16 protein-coding genes, 1 pseudogene and 1 riboswitch are annotated in these 18,288 nt (G+C 63.4%); of the genes and pseudogenes, 6 read left to right on the plus strand and 11 right to left on the minus strand.

Going from position 1 to position 18,288, the window contains the following annotated elements; translation table 11 throughout:
* Window positions 1-126: pseudogene (locus tag KLP42_RS25390) on the plus strand (IS5 family transposase); the annotation flags it as partial.
* 199 nt (window positions 127-325) lie between these two features.
* Here the strand turns inward: KLP42_RS25390 and KLP42_RS25395 are convergent.
* The 4 genes from KLP42_RS25395 to KLP42_RS25410 all read right to left on the minus strand — a co-directional run bounded on the left by KLP42_RS25395 (window position 326) and on the right by KLP42_RS25410 (window position 3,952).
* On the minus strand, window positions 326-997 hold the full coding sequence (locus tag KLP42_RS25395; RefSeq protein ID WP_215570855.1) for a hypothetical protein: 672 nt from the start codon (window positions 995-997) through the stop codon (window positions 326-328).
* An 11-nt stretch (window positions 998-1,008) separates the two neighbouring features.
* Window positions 1,009-1,773, minus strand: a complete 765-nt coding sequence (locus tag KLP42_RS25400; RefSeq protein WP_215570857.1) for a hypothetical protein — start codon at window positions 1,771-1,773, stop codon at window positions 1,009-1,011.
* An 80-nt stretch (window positions 1,774-1,853) separates the two neighbouring features.
* Window positions 1,854-2,054 (minus strand): hypothetical protein, encoded by a 201-nt coding sequence (locus KLP42_RS25405; RefSeq protein ID WP_215570859.1) that lies wholly within the window; start codon window positions 2,052-2,054, stop codon window positions 1,854-1,856.
* A gap of 449 nt (window positions 2,055-2,503) precedes the next feature.
* Entirely contained in the window at window positions 2,504-3,952 is a 1,449-nt protein-coding gene (locus KLP42_RS25410; RefSeq protein WP_215570861.1) for an aminotransferase class V-fold PLP-dependent enzyme, read from the minus strand.
* A gap of 99 nt (window positions 3,953-4,051) precedes the next feature.
* Here KLP42_RS25410 and KLP42_RS25415 point away from each other — a divergent pair, with 99 nt between their 5' ends.
* Window positions 4,052-4,531, plus strand: coding sequence for an Lrp/AsnC family transcriptional regulator (locus KLP42_RS25415; RefSeq protein WP_215570863.1), 480 nt, complete (start codon window positions 4,052-4,054; stop codon window positions 4,529-4,531).
* Window positions 4,532-4,542: 11 nt separating this feature from the next.
* Here the strand turns inward: KLP42_RS25415 and KLP42_RS25420 are convergent, their stop codons facing one another.
* Genes KLP42_RS25420 through KLP42_RS25430 form a run of 3 tightly spaced genes read right to left on the minus strand, consistent with a single transcriptional unit; the run spans window position 4,543 to window position 7,390 of the window.
* Window positions 4,543-5,322, minus strand: a complete 780-nt coding sequence (locus tag KLP42_RS25420; RefSeq protein ID WP_215570864.1) for an ABC transporter ATP-binding protein — start codon at window positions 5,320-5,322, stop codon at window positions 4,543-4,545.
* A complete protein-coding gene (locus tag KLP42_RS25425; protein ID WP_353844934.1) occupies window positions 5,319-6,344 on the minus strand; it encodes a FecCD family ABC transporter permease in 1,026 nt (341 codons plus the stop codon). The genes KLP42_RS25420 and KLP42_RS25425 overlap by 4 nt, the downstream gene beginning before the upstream one ends.
* Window positions 6,341-7,390 (minus strand): ABC transporter substrate-binding protein, encoded by a 1,050-nt coding sequence (locus tag KLP42_RS25430; RefSeq protein ID WP_215570866.1) that lies wholly within the window; start codon window positions 7,388-7,390, stop codon window positions 6,341-6,343. Before KLP42_RS25430 ends, KLP42_RS25425 begins: the two co-directional genes overlap by 4 nt.
* 185 nt (window positions 7,391-7,575) lie before the next feature.
* Window positions 7,576-7,813: riboswitch (cobalamin riboswitch) on the minus strand.
* 551 nt (window positions 7,814-8,364) lie between these two features.
* Between KLP42_RS25430 and KLP42_RS25435 the strand changes: the two genes are divergently transcribed.
* On the plus strand, window positions 8,365-9,999 hold the full coding sequence (locus KLP42_RS25435) for a phosphoethanolamine transferase (RefSeq protein WP_252193266.1): 1,635 nt from the start codon (window positions 8,365-8,367) through the stop codon (window positions 9,997-9,999).
* 39 nt (window positions 10,000-10,038) lie between these two features.
* On the opposite strand, the gene scpC is transcribed toward KLP42_RS25435, so the two are convergent.
* Window positions 10,039-11,553, minus strand: a complete 1,515-nt coding sequence (scpC, locus tag KLP42_RS25440) for a succinyl-CoA:acetate CoA-transferase ScpC (protein ID WP_215570896.1) — start codon at window positions 11,551-11,553, stop codon at window positions 10,039-10,041.
* 335 nt (window positions 11,554-11,888) lie between these two features.
* On the opposite strand from scpC, the gene purU reads away from it, so the two are divergent.
* Window positions 11,889-12,773, plus strand: coding sequence for a formyltetrahydrofolate deformylase (gene purU, locus KLP42_RS25445; protein WP_215570871.1), 885 nt, complete (start codon window positions 11,889-11,891; stop codon window positions 12,771-12,773).
* Between the two features lie 385 nt (window positions 12,774-13,158).
* Here purU and KLP42_RS25450 read toward each other — a convergent pair whose 3' ends face one another.
* Window positions 13,159-14,097: a glutaminase gene (locus KLP42_RS25450; protein WP_353844935.1), complete on the minus strand. Its 939-nt coding sequence runs from the start codon at window positions 14,095-14,097 to the stop codon at window positions 13,159-13,161.
* 92 nt (window positions 14,098-14,189) lie between these two features.
* Window positions 14,190-14,705 (minus strand): MarR family winged helix-turn-helix transcriptional regulator, encoded by a 516-nt coding sequence (locus tag KLP42_RS25455; RefSeq protein ID WP_215570875.1) that lies wholly within the window; start codon window positions 14,703-14,705, stop codon window positions 14,190-14,192.
* A gap of 266 nt (window positions 14,706-14,971) precedes the next feature.
* On the opposite strand from KLP42_RS25455, the gene KLP42_RS25460 reads away from it, so the two are divergent.
* Window positions 14,972-15,631 (plus strand): peroxiredoxin, encoded by a 660-nt coding sequence (locus KLP42_RS25460; RefSeq protein ID WP_215570877.1) that lies wholly within the window; start codon window positions 14,972-14,974, stop codon window positions 15,629-15,631.
* 201 nt (window positions 15,632-15,832) lie between these two features.
* Window positions 15,833-16,624 (plus strand): DUF1194 domain-containing protein, encoded by a 792-nt coding sequence (locus KLP42_RS25465; RefSeq protein ID WP_215570879.1) that lies wholly within the window; start codon window positions 15,833-15,835, stop codon window positions 16,622-16,624.
* 65 nt (window positions 16,625-16,689) lie between these two features.
* On the opposite strand, the gene KLP42_RS25470 is transcribed toward KLP42_RS25465, so the two are convergent.
* On the minus strand, window positions 16,690-18,198 hold the full coding sequence (locus KLP42_RS25470; protein WP_215570881.1) for a hypothetical protein: 1,509 nt from the start codon (window positions 18,196-18,198) through the stop codon (window positions 16,690-16,692).
* Window positions 18,199-18,288 lie beyond the last annotated feature (90 nt).

Consider the following 18,288-nt stretch of genomic DNA (forward strand, 5'->3'; position numbering starts at 1 on the left):
TTCAACCGCCTCAAGCAGTTCCGTCGCGTTGCGACACGATACGACAAGACCCGAAAATCCTTCTCAGCATTCCTCGCCCTGGCTGCCGCAAAAATATGGCTACCACACTTTGTCAACAGAACCTAGGTCGTCTACCACCATAATAACATCCGCCGGAGACCCTACAAGATCGTGTCTCCGGGCGGGATGTGATCGGGTTTCACAGCCATCGGTGTTGTCCGAGAGAAGCCGGGTTGCTTATCAGCAACCTGAGGGAGACAATCGATGATAGATGACATGATGAAGCTGCGCTCGCTCGATACGGCCGGTCAGGCCCGGAACAGCATCAATAGAAGGTGCACTTTGTGCTGGGCGTCACGTGATAGGTGACCGTCATTTCGTTTCGCCCGGCATAATGCTGCGAGGTTTCGGGACTTGTTTCCGTCTTGCGTGCATTGAGACGGAATGTCTTCACGGTGCATTTTTTCCCCGAGATGACCACCACTACGGTCTGCTCGTTGGAAACCGTATAGCTTTTGGGGTAATCGGGCGCCATATGCATCGTGGAGGTGCCCTGCTGGATCACCTTGCCCGACAATTCGAGGGTCCCCCCTTCAAAACGCCCCGTCCCCGTCACACGGGTCGAGAAGCTGCCGCGCGAAAACTCGTCCCGGATCGTGCAATTGAAGGATTCGTTCTGATTTCCTCCAATCTTGTAGGCAAAGCTCGGGCTCTGGAACGTGCCGTCACGCTTGCAGGATTCCGACAGGAAGGTGCTGGTGGTGATCAGCGTTCCCCGCTCGAAGACCTGGAAACCGATGGTCAGGTTCCGGCTCCGGTCGCTGGTGCGGGTCGCTCCGACATTCGGATTTCCCGCCGAGTAATAGGTATAGTCCTGCGACAGATTGGTGATCGTCAGACTGGTGAAGCCGACGGGCTCGGCCCGGGCGCTGCCGCAGGCTGCCCCCAGCAGGATCAGGAGAGACAGCCCGGCGGGGCGTGCGTCCAGAATAGTCATGAGAAGGGTCCTTACTGGCAGCGCATGACGCCGTTGACGGTCGCGCAATATGAATCGGTCGGGATGACGTCCTTGCCCTTGCCGGACTTGCCGGCCTGACGGGCGAGCTTGTCGTGATGGCTCTGCAATTCCTTGACCAGGCGCTGATCGCCCACGGTTCCGGCCGCAACGATCGCCTGATGATAGGCCTTGCTGGCTGCCGCGACGTCGCCATCGGTCTCGGCCCTGACCGCCGTCTGCAGGTGCTCGTGGGCCACCGCGATCGCCCAGTTCTTGTCGTTCTCGTCGGCCTCCTTCCAGTTCTGCGCCTTGCGCGCACTCTCGGCCGCCATTTTGAACGCTGTGGCGGCCCGCCGGAAATTGCCCTGCAGCATGTTCCGGAAGCCGCTTCTGTTCATCGCGCGGCTGGCATTTCCCGCTTCGTTGAGATCGAGGTCGGCGCGTCCGACATTGTCCGTGGCGGTCATTTGCCCCGCCAGCGCGCCGACGATGCCGAGAAGACCCGCGGCAACGCCGACCATGGCCGCGGCATTGTTGGAGGAGCCACCGTTCGAACTGGCTCGGGGCCGATTTTGCTTGGGAATACAGGCCCATGCATTCGGCGCCAGTTCCTTGCCGGGGCCGCAGATGCTTTCGGCCCGAAGCGAGGCCGGGGCGAGCAGGGACGCAACGACTGCAAGCGCCGCCCCTCGAAAACTGACTGACCTGAAACGCAACTCATCCCCCTGATGACTGTTCCAAATGCATGAACCGGCTTCGCCACCGCATCCCGGCATTGAAAGGGCCGAGACCTGTGACGTGCATCATGCGACCGGCCGCAAGCGCGTGGCTGTCCGCGCCTCCGGGCCCGATCACCTCACGCCTTGATGTCCTTGCGCGGTATGAGACTCACGAACGTGTCCGGATTGTCCGGCAGCAGGCCTCGTCTCGTCAGACTGGTCCTTGCCTTTCTGACGGCTGCCAGGGCGTGCTGGAACGCTGCAGGAAAGACCGGGACCATCCCGTTGTCCCTGATATACTCCGCCACGGCGTCAAGATCTTCGTCGTCATCCAGCATCTGATCCGACAGGCAAAGCGAATCCGCCAGCTCCGTCTCGCCGTGCGGGACGTGCCCGCAGGCGGCACACCGGGTCCAGCAGCCATGCTTCCGATCTCCGCATCGGATACATATCGCGCGTGTCATGGTATCGGCGCGCCCCCTCCCCAGGCAATCAGCCGACAGCCGCGTCAGCCGCAATAAACATCAGGCGAACACTTTGTCTGCAACACCATGCAACGCGGCATTCCAAAACATTTTCTAAACAGACGAAGGAAAAAGAGATGCCGGCAGTTTTGCACAAATAGTTCGGCCGCCATCACGGATCCGGATGAAAATACGTGGAATTAAAAAGATCCGGAAACCATGCTTGCGCCCCGCATCGCGTCACAGCAGACTTACACTGATATCCAATCATGCATGCCGGCTTTTTTCAACAGGAAACAGGCGCAGGCAAAAGGTCCCTCCCCTCACGCCGCCTGCGGAAAGAAGATCGCCCGTGCCGGATCGAAGCCATAGGCGGCGCGGAACTTTCCGGCGTCGGTGGCAAGCCGGGCCACGCTGTTCAGGATGAAATCCGCCTTTTCCGGCGTCAGCAGCACGGAAAAGTTCAGGCGGGTGAAACCGGGCTTGGCCATTTCGTCGCCGGAGAGGATGGCGGCACGCAGGCGGGCGGATTGAGCTTCGTCGATCGCCAGCAGACGGTGCACGTAAGGGCCGGCGCAGGCGCAGCCGCCACGGGCCTGAATGCCGAAACGGTCGCTCAGCATGCGCGTCACTAGCTGCTGGTGCACGAAGCCACCCTCGCCATCGCGCACCCGGAAGGAGAAGATCGGCAGGCGGGTGGTCTCACGCGGCCCGAGCAGCTGCAGGTCGGGGTGATCCTGCCAGGCGGCGAAGGCCGCGGCGGTCAGTGCGGCGTTGCGCTCCGCCATGCGGTGCTCGCCGATCGCATCCTTGACGAGGAAGGCAAGGGCTGCGCGGATATCGCCCACCACGTTCGGCGTGCCGGCCTCCTCGCGCGCCTCCAGGCTGTCGGCATAGTCATGGCCGGTGGAGGACACGAACTTCACCGTGCCGCCGCCGCTCCAGCTGGGGGTCGCGGTCTCGACGGCATCGCGGCGCACGATGAGGATGCCAGATGCGCCGGGGCCGCCGATGAACTTGTGCGGCGATACCACGATCGCATCGATGGCCGCATCGGGTGCCGGCGCCATGGCGATCGGCAGATAGGGGCCGCCACCGGCATAGTCCCAGATCATCCGCGCACCGGCCTGTTTCACCAGCCGGGTGACGGCCGCCACGTCGGTGACGATGCCGGTCACGTTGGAGGCGGCGGAGAAGGAACAGATCACCTGATCGAAGCCGTGAGACCCTGCCAGCGTTTCAACGAGCACCGTGCGGTCGGGGCCGCCTTCCGGACCTTCCGGCAGTTCGATGATGTCGGCGCCGGCCTCGCGCCAGGGCAGAATGTTCGAATGATGCTCATAGGGGCCGATCACGACGCGGGTGGATTTTTTCGCCGCGCCGAACAGCGCAACAAGACGGTTGATGCCGGCGGTGGCGCCCGAACCGGCAAAGATCACCGCATGGGCCGCATCGGCGCCGCAAAGACGGGCAATCGCCGCGCGGGCCTCGCGCCGCATCCGCGTCATCATGCCCCCGCACCAGGAGGCTTCGGTGTGGCTGTTGGCATAATAGGGCAGCACCCGCGTCAGCACGAATTCCTCCACCGGCATCAGCGCCCGGCCGGAGGCCACGTAATCGGCATAGACCAGCGGCTTGTCGCCGAAGGGACCGCGCACCACCGCATCCTGGCCGATCAGCCCGGCGCGCAGATGCGCCAGGATGTCGTCGCGCTGCAGGCTTGCGCGAAATTCCGCCAGAAGCTCCGTCGTCTGCCCCTCAGCCATGGCCATGCCGATGATCCCCTTTTTTGAATGGTGGGGCAGCATAGGCATTGCGGGTGTGGGGTTTCATCTCCTATCTTTGCGTAAATTGAGCAAATGATGGGTCAAATGAACGAAGAAGAGATCAAGATCGATGCCATTGATCGACGCATCCTGACATTCCTGCAGCGCGACGGTTCGCTGTCGCAGCGTGAACTGGCCGAACAGGTGGGCCTTTCGCAGAATGCCTGCTGGCGCAGGCTGCAACGACTGCAGGAGGCGGGCGTGATCCGCGGCTCGCAGGCGGCCGTCGACCTGCCGGCGCTGGGGCTCGATCTCACGGTCTTCGTGATGATCCGCACCCGCCACCATTCGCGCGAATGGGCGGAAAGCTTTCGCCTGCATGTGGAGAAACTGCCGGAAGTGGTGGATTTCTACCGGATCGGCGGCGACTGGGACTATCTTCTGAAGGTGGTGACGCGCGGCATGCGCGGCTATGACGCCTTCTACCAGAAGCTGATCACCGGCTTCGATTTTTCCACCGTCACCGGCTTCTTCTCGATGGAGGCGCTGATGCAGAACCGCCCGACGGACCTGACGCGGCTCTGAGCGGGCGCCCGTCAGCCGGAAAAGGCGCCGGTCGTGGCGTGAAAGCGGATGTGGCAGGTGCCGTTTTCCTGCCGTTCCACCGCGGCCTCCACCCCGAACACCTCGGCAATCAGCCCCTCGGTCAGCACGTCGGCGGGCGTTCCGAGCGCCACCAGCCGCCCGGCCTGCATCACGGCGATGCGGTCGCAGAACAGGGCGGCGTGGTTGAGGTCGTGCAGCGCGGCAATCACCGTCAGGTCCAGCCGGCGCACGAGATCGAGAATGCCGATCTGGTGGCGGATGTCGAGATGGTTGGTCGGCTCGTCCAGCAGCAGAAGGCGCGGCTCCTGCGCCAGCGCCCGGGCAATGTGCAGCCGCTGGCGTTCGCCGCCGGAGAGCGTATGCCAGCTGCGGGCGGCCAGATGCGTCATGTCCACCTGCGCCAGCGCGCGCTCGACGATCGCGTCATCGCGTTCGGACCAGGGCTGGCCAAGCCCGAGATAGGGCGTGCGACCCAGCTCGACGGCCTGGCGCGCGCTCATCCGCTCGGCCGTCTCGGCCTGCTGCTCCACCAGCGCCAGCTTCTGCGCGAGATGGCGGCGCGACAGGGCAGAGAGCGGCGCCCCGTCCAGTTCCACGCAGCCGCGGCGCGGGCGGCGTAAGCCCGCCAGCATGGCGATCAGGCTGGTCTTGCCCGAGCCGTTCGGGCCGATGATGCCGAGAAATTCGCCGGGTTCGATCGAGAGCGATACATCGTCGACGATGGTGGCGGGGCCGACGGACCAGCTCACCCTGCGTGCCGCAAGCCTCACAGCCGCGTCCTCCTCTGGCTCATGATAACGGCGAAGGCCGGCGCCCCGAACAGGGCGGTCACCACGCCGATCGGCAGCACCTGGCCCTGCACGATGATGCGCGAGAGAATATCGGCAAGAATCATGAAGACGGCACCGATGATGGCAGACGCCGGCAGCAGCACGCCATGGCGCACGCCGACCAGCATGCGGGTGGCATGCGGAATGACGAGGCCGACGAAACCGATCGAGCCGACCAGCGCCACCATCACCGCCGTCATCATGGCGGTGGCGCCGATCAGCAGCACATAGGTGCGGCGCACCGCAATGCCGAGCGAGGCTGCGGAATCGCGGCCGAAGGCGAAGGCATCCAGCGCGCGGGCCTGCGACAGACAGAGCGCCAGCCCAAGCAGCGCCGCCGGCAGCGCCAGCGTCACATCCGGCCAGCGCACGCCGGAAAGATTGCCGAGCAGCCAGAACATGATGCCGCGCGCCTGTTCCGCATTGGCAGCCTTGGTCACCACGAAGGCGGTCAGCGCATGAAACAGCTGCGAGCCGGCGACGCCCGCCAGAATGATCGCCGCCGCGCCGCTTCCCGCCCGCCAGGCCAGCAGGCTGACAAGGCCGAAGGCAACCAGCGCGCCGGCAAAGGCGCCGAGCGGCAGGCCCACCAGCCCGCCGCCGATGCCGAGGATCGCGACCGATACGGCGCCCGTGGAGGCGCCGGCCGAAATGCCGAGCACGTAAGGGTCCGCCAGCGGATTGCGCAGCAGCGACTGCAGCACCACGCCCGACAGCGAAAGCGCCGCACCACAGCAGGCAGCCACCACCACCCGGCTCAGCCGGTAGCTCCAGACGATGCCTTCATCGATGGGATCGAGCGGATAGGCGGCGTTGAACAGCCGGTTCGCCACCGTCTTCGCCACCACGTCGAGCGGGATCGCCGTCTCGCCGATCGCCGCCCCCAGCCAGAGGGCGGCGGCCAGAAGGGCCACCGCAGCCAGCGTCAAGGAGGCGCGTGTCGACAGGCGCCTCGCCGTCACCGGGCAAGGCCCGCATGGGCAATGCCGTCGGCCAGCGCCTCGATGCCGTCGATGGTGCGCACGGTCGGGTTCATCGTCTGGGCGTCCAGTTCCACCACATGGCCCTCGCGCACCGCCGGCATCAGGCTGGTCACCGGATCGGTCTTCAGGAAGTCGCGCTTGACGGCGATGTCATCGGCCGGAAAGCGGCGGCGATCCATGCTGGCGGCCACGATCAGGGTCGGATTGGCGCGGGCAATGGTTTCCCAGCCGACCGTCGGCCATTCCTCGTCGCTGTCGATCACGTTGCGGATCCCGAGCGCCCGCATGATGTAGCCCGGCGCGCCGTTGCGGCCGGCGACGAAGGGATCGGTGGCAAGCTTGGCGCTGGAGAACCAGAAGACGGCGGAAAGCCCCTGGCCGGCCGCGGCAACCTTGGCGCGGGCCGCCGCCTCGCGCGCCTTCAGGTCCGCCACCACCGCCTCGCCGCGATCCTGCACGTCGAAGATGGCGGCAAGCTCGCGGATCTCCTGGTAGACGAGATCCATGCTGAAGGCCTCGACGCGCACGCCGTCGCCGCCGCCGGAATTGTCCTTGCCGGTGCAATCGGCCGGCGAAGTGTAGACCGGCACGCCGAGATCCTGGAACTGCGCAACCGTGCCGACCGTGCCCTTCGGCCCGACATGCCATTGATACTGCACGGCGACCAGATCCGGACGCGTGGCGATCACCCGCTCGAAGCTCGGATCGTTGTCGGCCAGCCGCGGCACCTTCGCATTCACCTCTTCATAGGGCTTCAGCACCGGCCCCACCCAGACGGCGGTGCCGACCACGCGCTCGCCAAGGCCGAGCATGTAGAGGATTTCGGCGCTGTTCTGGCCAAGCGCCACGGCGCGCTGCGGCGCCTTGTTGAAGGTGACGGCATGGCCGCAGTTCTGAAGCGTCAGCGGATAGCTGGTCGAGGCGGCGAAGGCGGAAGCGGCCGAAAGCAGCCCGGCGGAGAGGCCGGCAGCAAGGGAAAGGCCGCGAAGGATCGAGCGCGGGCGGGGCGCGAAGGAAGTGGTCATGGTCTCGAAAAATCCCGGAAAAAGCCCGCAAGGGGCAGACAAAGGCAATCGGCGCAAGGCAGCATCAGCCAGCGCGCCGACAGGAAGGCAAGGGCAGTCCGGGGAATGCGCGACAAGGTTCGAGGCTTGCGCCTCGGCAGGGGTCAGTCATCTTCGGCTCCTGTTCCGGGCATCCCCGCCCGTGACGTTGGACATGATCGATGGCAGGTCTCCTGGCTCGCGGTTCAGCGCCTCTCATCTGCCTTCCCGCGCGGCTCAGGCGCAGTGGCATGATGCCCTCGGGCATCACTGGGATGATCGGCAACCGCTTACAGTTGCGGGGGCAGCCACGGCCTTGATCCTTCCGCGGAAGGACGCACCGTGTTCCCTATTAATCCCCCAGGCCGCGACCGACATGGGAGAACCATCGCGATGGAGTTAATCCGGCGGACGCGGCAACGTCAAGCGCAAGAGATCGGGTGGCAGGGCGGGAATGGGCATGGTGTCCGACGGTTTGTAATGTAATATCGTTACGTCTAGCGGCGAAAGATCCGCCTGTCGAGGGGGAAGATGGCGCCCGCTCGATTTTTCCGGCGTGCCGCAGCGGCCGGCCTCCTCGCCGACCGGCCTTGCGGGCCACCCTGACCGCTGCACGGTGAAAGGGCCGATCCCCTGCCGCCCGCAACCCGGCATCCGCCACGTGCATCATGCAACGCGCATGTAATTAGCCGTTGTTTACTGCCCGCTTTACAGCTCATCAAGCGAAGTTTACCAGAGAAAGCGGAGGAACTTCAGAAAACAGCATGGGAACAGCCGGGTGGCGAACAACAGTTTGCCGTCTTTTGCTGGTCATGCGGCGAAACGAGCCGGATCGGCCCCACCTCACCTGTGGCGGATGCAGGAGGCGTTCAGGCTCGTGTCAGCTTTCTGGAGCACCAGCGGAGGTCGCATGCAGGGCACCGCCAGAACGTGCCGCAGCTAAAGGGTCGAATGCCTTGAATTTCCATGTCTTCCCGGCCGGGCGCCCGCGCCTTGGCAGCGTGACGCTGAGCATCATCGTCGCGCTCTATGTTCTCGTGCTGCTCAATCGCAGCTTCTGGGCCCAGTCGCTGACGGTGCTGGCCGGGCAGAAGATGGCGCTCCTGGGCCTCGTCGTTTCGCTGGCGGCGGGCTTCATCGCGCTGTTCGTCAGCTTCTCGGTGAAATACATCATGAAGCCGCTGCTGATCCTGCTCGTCGTCACGGCGGCGGCGGCCTCCTGGTTCATGGACCAGTTCGGCGTCATCATCGATTCCGACATGATCCGCAACGCGGCCGAAACCACCTCGGCAGAGGCCGGCCATCTCCTCACCCCCGGCTTCGTCATCCACATGGGCGCCTATGCGCTGCTGCCCGCGCTGCTGATTGGCTGGGTCCGGATCCGGCACCACAGCTTTCCGAAGAAGCTGGCGATGAACCTTGCGGTGATCCTGCCGGCGCTTCTGGTGTTTGCCGGCGCCGGTCTTTCGCATGCCGGCACCTATGCCTTCACCATTCGCCAGAACCGCGAATGGTTCGCCACGCTGAACCCGGTGATGCCGATCGCCAATGCCGTCGCCTACCTGCAGAAGCTCAGGCAGGAGCGCGGCGTCACCGTGCAGCCCTATGGCACGGATGCCAGGGTGGCCGACGCTGCCGCGGCGGCGCAGCGCAAGCCGCGCGTCACCATCATCGTGGTGGGCGAGACGGCGCGCGCCTCCTCCTTCTCGCTCGGCGGCTACGAGCGGCCGACCAATCCGGAGCTTTCCAGGCGCGACATCTTCTATTTCGACAAGGCGCAGAGCTGTGGCACGGCCACCGCCATTTCCGTGCCCTGCATGTTTTCCGGCCTCGGCCATGACGATTACAGCCACATGGGCGCGCTGGAACGGCAGAATCTGATGGATGTGCTGGTGCATGCCGGCATCCGCGCCGAATGGTGGGACAACAATACCGGCAGCAAGGGGGTGGCCGCGCGCATTCCCTACAAGGAACTCTACCGCTCCACCGACAGCCGCTTCTGCGAAAACGGCGAATGCAAGGACGCCATCCTGCTCGACCAGCTCGACAACTGGCTTTCCTCCGTCACCCGCGACAGCGTGCTGGTGCTGCATCAGCTCGGCAGCCATGGACCGGCCTATTACGCCCGCTATCCCGACGAATACCGGGTGTTCCAGCCGGACTGCCGCAGCGCCGAATTCTCCAAATGCCACCGGCCGGAGATCATCAACGCCTATGACAACAGCATCCTTTATACCGACCACATCCTGGCGACCATCATCGACAGGCTGAAAGCTGCGGAGAACCATGTCGCGCCGACGATGATCTACATGTCGGACCATGGCGAGTCGCTCGGCGAAAAGGGCCTGTTCCTGCACGGCGCCCCCTGGGTGGTGGCACCGGAGCAGCAGACGCACATTCCCTTCCTGCTGTGGCTCGGCAAGGATGCGAAGGCCGGCATCGATCTCGCCTGCATGGAAAAGCGCAAGACCGAGCCGGTCTCGCACGACAACCTGTTCCCTACCGTGCTCGGCCTGATGCATGTGCAGACCGAGGTGCGCGATGCGAGCCTCGATCTCTATTCCGGCTGCCTGCCGAAGCCGACGAGCTGAGGCGCGCCGGCTCCATCGCCTGCCCTATTCCGCCGCGGCCTATTCCGCCGCGGCCTTCACCACGTCGCGGCGCATGTCGCCCCGGTCGCGGGCATTGAGGTGCCAGGAGAAGGCCTCCTCCAGCAGGTGCGGCGTGTGGCCGCCGCGCGCCGAAGCGCGCTGGAAGTAGTCGCGCAACGCCTCGCGATAATCCGGATGGGCGCAGTGCTCGATGATGCGCTCGGCCCGTTCGCGCGGAGCAAGCTCGCGCAGGTCCGCCAGGCCGTTTTCCGTCACAATGATGTCGACGTCGTGCTCGGTATGGTCCACATGCGGCACCATCGGCACGACCGAGGAGATGCGCCCGCCCTTGGCGAGCGACTTCGTCACGAAGATGGAGAGATAGGCATTGCGGGCGAAATCGCCGGAGCCGCCGATGCCGTTCATCATGTGCGTGCCGTTGACATGCGTGGAGTTGATATTGCCGTAGATATCCACTTCCAGCGCCGTGTTGATGCCGATCACGCCGAGCCGGCGGATCACTTCCGGATGGTTGCTGATCTCCTGCGGCCGCAGCACCAGCCGGTCCTTGTAGCGGCGGAAATCGGCGTAGACGCGCGCGGCGCAGGCCGATGACAGGGTGATCGACGAGCCGGAGGCAAAGCTCAGCTTGCCGGCATCAAACAGATCGAAGGTGCTGTCCTGCAGCACCTCGCTATACATGCGCAGGTGATGGAACGGCCCGTCGGCAAGGCCGGAAAGCACCGAATTGGCAATGGTGCCGATGCCGGCCTGCAGCGGGTTCAGCGTCAGATCGAGGCGCCCGAGGCGCACCTCCTCCTCGAAGAAGCGGATCAGGTGGCCGGCAATCGCGCGGGTATCGGCATCCGCGGGCTCGACCGTGGAAAAACTGTCCTGCTCCTGCGTGATGACGATGGCGGCGATCCTCTCCGGATCGACGGGGATATAGGGCAGGCCGGCGCGCGTATCGCAGCCCACCACCGGGATCGCCTCGCGCGTCGGCCGCTTTGTCGGAATGTAGATGTCGTGCAGGCCTTCGAGATCCAGCGTCTGGCTGAGATTGATCTCGATGATCAGCTTCTTCGCCAGAATGGCAAAGCTTGCCGAATTGCCGATCGAGGTGGAGGGAATGATGCCGCCATCCAGACGGATCGCGGCCGCCTCGATGATAGCGTAATCAATCGGCCCGAGCTGGTTGGAGCGCAGGTGTTCCACCGTTTCCGACAGATGCTGGTCGATGAACATCACCTCGCCGCGATTGATCGCGGCGCGCAGCGTCGGATCGGTCTGGAAGGGCATGCGGCGCGCCAGCACATGGGCTTCCGTCAGCATGCGGTCGATGTCGTGACCGAGCGAGGCGCCGGTCAGCAGGGTGATCTTGAACGGGTCGGTCTTTGCCCGTTCCGCCATGGCGACCGGCACGGCCTTGGCATCGCCGGCGCGGGTAAAACCGCTCATGCCGATGATCATGCCGTCCTCGATGAGGTTGGCGGCCTCCCGGGGCGTGACGATCCGGTCCAGGAGGGAGGGGCGTCTGATGCGGTCTTCCAGCATGGTCTTGTCCTGCGTGTTGTCCTGACGGTTCATCATGTCTTCCTCCCGCGACGAACCTTAACGGGGGATCTTGGCCTCGCCTTGACCGAAATCAAGTCCGCGCTTGCGTGGGGAAGGGCGGCAAACGGCGGGGATCGGCGCATCGAGGGCGCAACCGGAACGGCGCTTTGCCGCCCTGCCCGTAAGCTCCCCCTGCCGTGACGCGACACGAGGCCCCGCCCAAAACGAGGCTTGATCTCTGGCCGATCTCGGTTATTGCCAAGAGGCCCGCCGGCGCCCGCCGCCGCGGCCCAGACACACGACGGACCCGACCGGCCCCAACGAAAGTGACGACGATGAAGAGCTATGTGCTGACCGTTTCCTGCCCGACCTCCCGCGGCATCGTGGCCGCGCTCTCCGGCTATCTGGCGGAAAAGGGTTGCAACATCGTCGATTCCTCGCAGTTCGACGATTTCGACACGCAGACCTTCTTCATGCGCATCTCCTTCCTGTCCGAGGAAGGCGTCGATGGCGAAAGCCTGATCCGCGGCCTCAAGCCGATCGCCGAAAAATTCTCGATGAAGGCCGACATCTTCGACGCGGCCGAGCGGATGAAGGTGCTGCTGATGGTCTCCCGCTTCGGCCACTGCCTGAACGACCTGCTCTATCGCTGGCGCATCGGCGCGCTGCCGATCGAGATCGTCGGCGTCGTCTCCAACCATTTCGACTACCAGAAGCTGGTGGTCAACCACGACATTCCCTTCCACCACATCAAGGTGACGAAGGAGAACAAGCCGCAGGCGGAGGCCCAGCTGATGGATCTGGTGGAGCAGACCGGCACCGAGCTGGTGGTGCTTGCCCGCTACATGCAGGTTCTCTCGGACGATCTCTGCCGCAAGATGTCCGGCCGGATCATCAACATCCACCACTCCTTCCTGCCGAGCTTCAAGGGTGCCAACCCCTACAAGCAGGCCTATGAGCGCGGCGTGAAGCTGATCGGCGCAACGGCCCATTACGTCACCGCCGATCTCGACGAAGGCCCGATCATCGAGCAGGACACGGTGCGGGTGACGCATGCCCAGTCGCCGGAAGACTACGTGTCGATGGGCCGCGACGTGGAAGCGCAGGTGCTGGCGCGCGCCGTGCATGCCCATATCCACCACCGCACCTTCATCAACGGCAACCGCACCATCGTCTTCCCGCCGAGCCCCGGCTCCTACGCCTCCGAGCGGATGGGCTGACGCCTGCCGCTGCAGACATCTCCGGGCGCCCGCAGCGCCCGGATGGTTGCGGCACGCATGCTCACGCGCGCGAAAATCAGAAGAAGGCCGGAAAATCCGAATTCGGGAGGGACGCCGAAACGTCACCTCCCGTGCCGCATCTCCCTGGGGAAGGGGGATGATCTGTCCGCGCCGCAAAAGCGCATGATAAGGCGTCCGCCAAGGGACTTCGGATGAAAGACACGCAATCTGACTTGAAAACAGACTTCGGAAACTGATCTGGAAAAACGCCATTCCAACAGAACTGAGGCGACAAATGTGTCATAAACTCAGGAAGTCAACAATCAAAAAATGACGCGGATCGATCACCGGAACTGATGATCGCGACAGTTCCGGGCGCAAGCCCTCAGCCCGGCCCGCCGAACACCGACCAGCCGGTCTTCGCCGCCAGCATTTCCAGCGCGAGCGACCCGATCAGCGAGTTGCCGTTGCGGTTCAGCCCCGGCGACCACACGGCAACCGAGGCGCGGCCCGGCGCCACCGCCAGGATGCCGCCGCCGACGCCGCTCTTGCCGGGCAGGCCGACATGATAGGCAAAATCGCCGGATCCGTCATAATGGCCGCAGGTCAGCATCAGCGCATTGATGCGCCGCGCCCGCTGGCTGGAAACGACGGTATGGCCGGTGAGCGGATTGCGGCCATTGCCGGCGAGAAACAGCCCGGCGCGGGCCAGCTGCACGCAGCTCATCGCCAGCGCGCACTGGTGGAAATAGACGCCGAGCACGTGATCCACCGGATGCGTCAGCTTGCCGAAGGATTTCATGAAATGCGCCAGCGCCTGGTTGCGGTGTCCGGTCGCCGTTTCGGAACGGGCCACCGCCGGATCGATGGCGATCGTCGCATCGTCGGCAAGATACTGCACGAAGCGGACGATCTCGCCGATCGCCTCGCGCGGCGTGTGGCCGGCCATCACCAGATCGCTGACGACGATCGCGCCGGCATTGATGAAGGGATTGCGCGGCTTGCCGTTCTCATGCTCCAGCTGGACGATGGAATTGAAGGCCGAGCCGGAGGGTTCGCGTCCCACCCGGTTCCAGGTGGTCTCGCCATGCTTGCCGAGCGCCAGCGTCAGCGTGAAGACCTTGGAAATGCTCTGGATCGAGAAGGGCTCGTCGCAATCGCCCGCGCGGAACACATTGCCCTTGAGGTCGATGACGGCAATGCCGAATTTTTCCGGATCCACCTTGGCCAGTTCCGGAATGTAGTCCGCCACCTTGCCCTCGCCGATGCGCGGCTTCAGCGTCTGGTGAATATCCTCGATGATTGCCTGAAGATCGCCCGTCACCGCTGTCCACGTCTCCCGTCTGATGTCCTGGCATCCGCGCCTTCTTCTATTGTCCATCCCGCAGTGCAGCGCAAGACGGAAGGCGGGCGCGGCTATTCTTCCGGCGGGCCGGAAAGATGGCTGGCGGCGGAACGCTTCACCCGGCCGATTTCCTCCCACAGGCTGAGGATCATGGCGGGGTCCACATCGCCCATCAGATCGCGCAGCCAGACCTCGTGCGCCTCGGCCATGGCGGAAAAGGCGCGCACCCCCTCCTCCGTCAGGCGCGCCACCGTGACGCGGCGGTCGCCGCTCGGCGTCTCGCGCACCACCAGCCCGTCTGCCTCCAGCCGTTCGACAAGCCCGGTAACGTTGCCGTTCGTCACCATGGTGCGGCGCGACAGCTCGCCGAGCCTCAAGCCCTCCCGCTCGCGGTAAAGCTGCGCCATCAGGTCGAACTGCGGCAGCGTGGCGCCGAACTCGGCACGCAGGCGCTTGCGGATCTCCGTCGAGATCAGCTTGGTGGTGGAAAGCATGCGCAGCCACAGCCGGGTCTCCGGCTTGCTGCGGGCATGGGGACCTTCGGCGATGATCTCAAGGTCCACGTGTGCATCGTCCATTTCCGTCATGCGTCCTCTGGTCCCCCTCGTTTTCCGCCTCAAGCTGTACGAACCGATATTTGAAATGTCAAAGGCCGAGCCCCCCTCCCCGACCGGCCGGCCGCATCGGCTGCCGGGCGCCGGCCAGCCCCCTGCCCTGCCCCCCGCCCTGCCCCCAGGGGCGAACTGTTTCACCGAGCGCCCGCATCACGCAAAACTCTTGCTCGCATCGCCGCAAAATCCGCCTATCTTCGGGGCACACTCACCTGCATCCGCAACACTGGAGAGATGGCCCCATGTCCCTGCGCATCAACGACACCGCCCCGGATTTCACCGCCGAGACCACCGTCGGCCCGCTTCACTTCCACGACTTCATCGGCGACGGCTGGGCCGTGCTGTTTTCGCATCCGAAGAATTTTACCCCGGTCTGCACGACCGAGCTGGGTGCGATGGCCGGTCTCGAAGACGAGTTCCGCAAGCGCGGCGTCAAGATCATCGGCATTTCCGTCGATCCGGTGGAAAGCCACGCCAAGTGGAAGGCCGATATCCGCACCGCGACCGGCTATGAGGTGGATTATCCGCTGATCGGCGACCGCGACCTGAAGGTCGCCAAACTCTACGACATGCTGCCGGCCGGCGCCGGCGACAGCGCCGAGGGCCGCACCCCCGCCGACAATGCCACGGTGCGTTCGGTCTATGTCATCGGCCCCGACAAGAAGATCAAGCTGATCCTCACCTATCCGATGACCACGGGCCGCAATTTCGCGGAAATCCTGCGCGCCATCGATTCCATCCAGCTCACGGCCCGGCATCAGGTCGCGACACCCGCCAACTGGCAGCCCGGCGAGGACGTGATCATCACCGCCGCCGTTTCCAACGAGGATGCGGTGGCCCGCTTCGGCAGCTTCGAGACCGTGCTGCCCTATCTGCGCAAGACGAAACAGCCCTCCGCCTGAGGCTGACCGACTGCGCCCGGCGGGTGACGCCTTGTCGCCCGCCGCGCACGGGAAAGCCGTCTGCCGATACCGTTTCGAGCCGGCATGGCGTTCATGCAGCTTCACTGAAACGTGAAGAGGGGCGAACGCTTGCCCGTCGCCCTTGCCGGCGGCTGTGTTACAGTTTCGTCATGCTGTCCTGCGTGTGATCGGGAGTGCGTGATGCTTGCCAGCCTTGTCCTGCTGATGACGCTTGCCGCCGGCCAGCCACGGGTGGCGGCCCTTGCCGGGGCGGAAGTGGACGTGGAACTGGTGCTGGCGGTCGATACCTCCCGCTCGATGGATTACGAGGAGGTGCGCATCCAGCGCGAGGGCTATGTCAGCGCGCTGCAGCATGCCGATTTCATCAACGCCGTACGCGGCGGGCTGACCGGGCGCATCGCGATCAGCTATTTCGAATGGGCGGGCGAAGTGGATCCGGCCTCGGTGCTCGACTGGCAGGTGATCGAAACCGCCGAGGATGCCACACAATTTGCCCAGAAACTCGCGGCCCGGCCGATCGCCACCCAGCGGCGCACCTCGATTTCCGCCGCCATCGCCTATGGCACCGAAAGCATTCTTGCCAACAGCTATCGCGGCATGCGCCAGGTGATCGACGTGTCGGGCGACGGCCCGAACAATATCGGCCAGCCGGTGGAGGGCGTGCGCGACAAGGCGGTCTCCGCCGGCATCATCATCAATGGGCTTGCCATCATGCTGCGCCCCTCCGGCGCGGCCGGTTTCGGCAGCAGTTCCGGCCTCGATGATTACTATGCCGACTGCGTGATCGGCGGCCCCGGCGCCTTCGTGCTGCCCGTGCACACGCCGGAAGACTTCGCCACCGCCATCCGCCGCAAGCTGGTGCTGGAAGTCAGCGGCCGCTCTCCCGCCCCCACCCTGCGCCGCATCGCCACCCCGCCCAGAACCGACTGCATGATGGGCGAACTCCAATGGCAGCAGTTCCTGGACCGGTAGGGGCGGGGTGAAATTCTTCGCTTGACCAAAGAGGCATGAAGATCGTGCCTCCCGCACCCGAAAGGTCAGTTGACAACGATCTGCTGCCCATCAGGCTTCACGATCGTCACCTTTTCCAGGCGCACCAGATCGATGAACGGGCTGCTGGTCTCAACGAATACGGCTGCGCATGCCTTTCGGCTGGCCATAAGTGCGGCGAGATCATCAATCTTTTTGTTTTGGTAGATACTGACATGAAACAAAGTATTCAGATAGGCTCGCACGGGGCCTGACGAAGCGAATATGGTGCATGACGTATCATACAGCGGTGCGCTTTTGCTGACCAATGCGACGTTGGCATTATCAATGCCTGCCCAGTCGCGATAGTTTTGGAGACTTCTACTAAAGTCACGGCTCCCCAGGACGCTCGCAACAATCAGAAACAAGATGCAGCAATATCTGTAAAATCCGCGAAGATATCCGATCGAGACCGCGATAAAAATCGATGCAGGAATGATGAATTTCAGCCTGTCGAAAGAAAATTGCGCAGCATGCTGCATCATCACGATGTTTTCTACCAGCGGAAAACATGAGACAAGCAATACAAGCTTTATGTATATGAACTTTTCCCTGCCGACAACACCTTCACGTTCCTTCATCGCGTAGACGAAAATAAGAGCGAGAATTACGAAAAGGAACAGGCCATACGAAATGCCATAACCGGCGACAAGACTCTCTATGCCGACCTTCGCAGCACTGCGGGCGAGAAAACGTGCCAGGAACGCATGGGTTGCGGGAACCAGGCCGAGCACCAGAACGAAGTGCAGGTATACAAGCGCACCGGACAGGAAGGTCACCGCAGCCACCCGGAAGGCCGACAGTTGCGGATCAAGGCTTGGCTTGCGAATAAGGAAGACGATCAGACCGGCGCTGACGAAGTATGCCGTCCATTCCACCCACGGCCCCAGAAACACAAGAGCGTAAAACAGGACCGCATATGCTTTTCGACGGTCTATCCGATATGAAACCAACGCGAGAATAGTTGCCACCAGCAAAAAATTGTAAAATGTATGGCTCCAGTATACCACGCCATTCGACTGCAATGCCTCTCTGCTGAAGACAGAAATGAGACAACCGCCCAAGGCCGCCATCGCGGAGGTCCGCGAAGGAAGCCCGCCAAACACCATCAGTCTGTAACACAGCGTGTAAAGGCAAAGTGATGACATCAACCCGAGGGCTGCTCCGAACAGACCGATCGTCATTCTGTTTCCCTCAAGTCCAAGCATGCTTAGAACAGCATAAGGTGCAATGAACCCCAGCGGAGGGAAGCTGGTGTAAATATAGTCTCCCGTATAGGATGGTTTCGCCGCAGCCCATGGTATGTCCTTATCCAGCGGTCGGCCAAGCGTGACCGTCGGCAGATAAAAATGGTTTCGCCACGAACTGCTCTGCAAGGAATCTACAGTGTGTATTACATGGTAGGTTGCTTCCAGATTTTCTGCACCCGAATTTCCCGTCAAACTATCCCAACGATATTCGACGCTCCACACGCACAGGAAAAACATCAAAAACAGGCCGGAAATATAGTATTTCATTGGAAATCTCCTATTCAAGCAACGTGACTTAAGCGTAAACATCCATTTCATCAAGTCAAAACGAGGACGGCAAACCTCCGCTCTCCGGCC

The sequence above is a fragment of the Rhizobium sp. CSW-27 genome, from assembly GCF_018760785.1.
Classification (GTDB): domain Bacteria; phylum Pseudomonadota; class Alphaproteobacteria; order Rhizobiales; family Rhizobiaceae; genus Neorhizobium.

Excerpts from the sequence above, each read along its gene's own strand:
- KLP42_RS25455 (WP_215570875.1), bottom strand. The coding sequence starts at position 14,705 with ATGACGGAAATGGACGATGCACACGTGGACCTTGAGATCATCGCCGAA.
- KLP42_RS25460 (WP_215570877.1), top strand. The coding sequence starts at position 14,972 with ATGTCCCTGCGCATCAACGACACCGCCCCGGATTTCACCGCCGAGACC.
- KLP42_RS25415 (WP_215570863.1), top strand. The coding sequence starts at position 4,052 with ATGAACGAAGAAGAGATCAAGATCGATGCCATTGATCGACGCATCCTG.
- purU (WP_215570871.1), top strand. The coding sequence starts at position 11,889 with ATGAAGAGCTATGTGCTGACCGTTTCCTGCCCGACCTCCCGCGGCATC.
- KLP42_RS25430 (WP_215570866.1), bottom strand. The coding sequence starts at position 7,390 with ATGACCACTTCCTTCGCGCCCCGCCCGCGCTCGATCCTTCGCGGCCTT.
- KLP42_RS25410 (WP_215570861.1), bottom strand. The coding sequence starts at position 3,952 with ATGGCCATGGCTGAGGGGCAGACGACGGAGCTTCTGGCGGAATTTCGC.
- KLP42_RS25395 (WP_215570855.1), bottom strand. The coding sequence starts at position 997 with ATGACTATTCTGGACGCACGCCCCGCCGGGCTGTCTCTCCTGATCCTG.
- KLP42_RS25470 (WP_215570881.1), bottom strand. The coding sequence starts at position 18,198 with ATGAAATACTATATTTCCGGCCTGTTTTTGATGTTTTTCCTGTGCGTG.
- KLP42_RS25405 (WP_215570859.1), bottom strand. The coding sequence starts at position 2,054 with ATGCTGGATGACGACGAAGATCTTGACGCCGTGGCGGAGTATATCAGG.
- KLP42_RS25465 (WP_215570879.1), top strand. The coding sequence starts at position 15,833 with ATGCTTGCCAGCCTTGTCCTGCTGATGACGCTTGCCGCCGGCCAGCCA.
- scpC (WP_215570896.1), bottom strand. The coding sequence starts at position 11,553 with ATGCTGGAAGACCGCATCAGACGCCCCTCCCTCCTGGACCGGATCGTC.
- KLP42_RS25400 (WP_215570857.1), bottom strand. The coding sequence starts at position 1,773 with ATGCCGGGATGCGGTGGCGAAGCCGGTTCATGCATTTGGAACAGTCAT.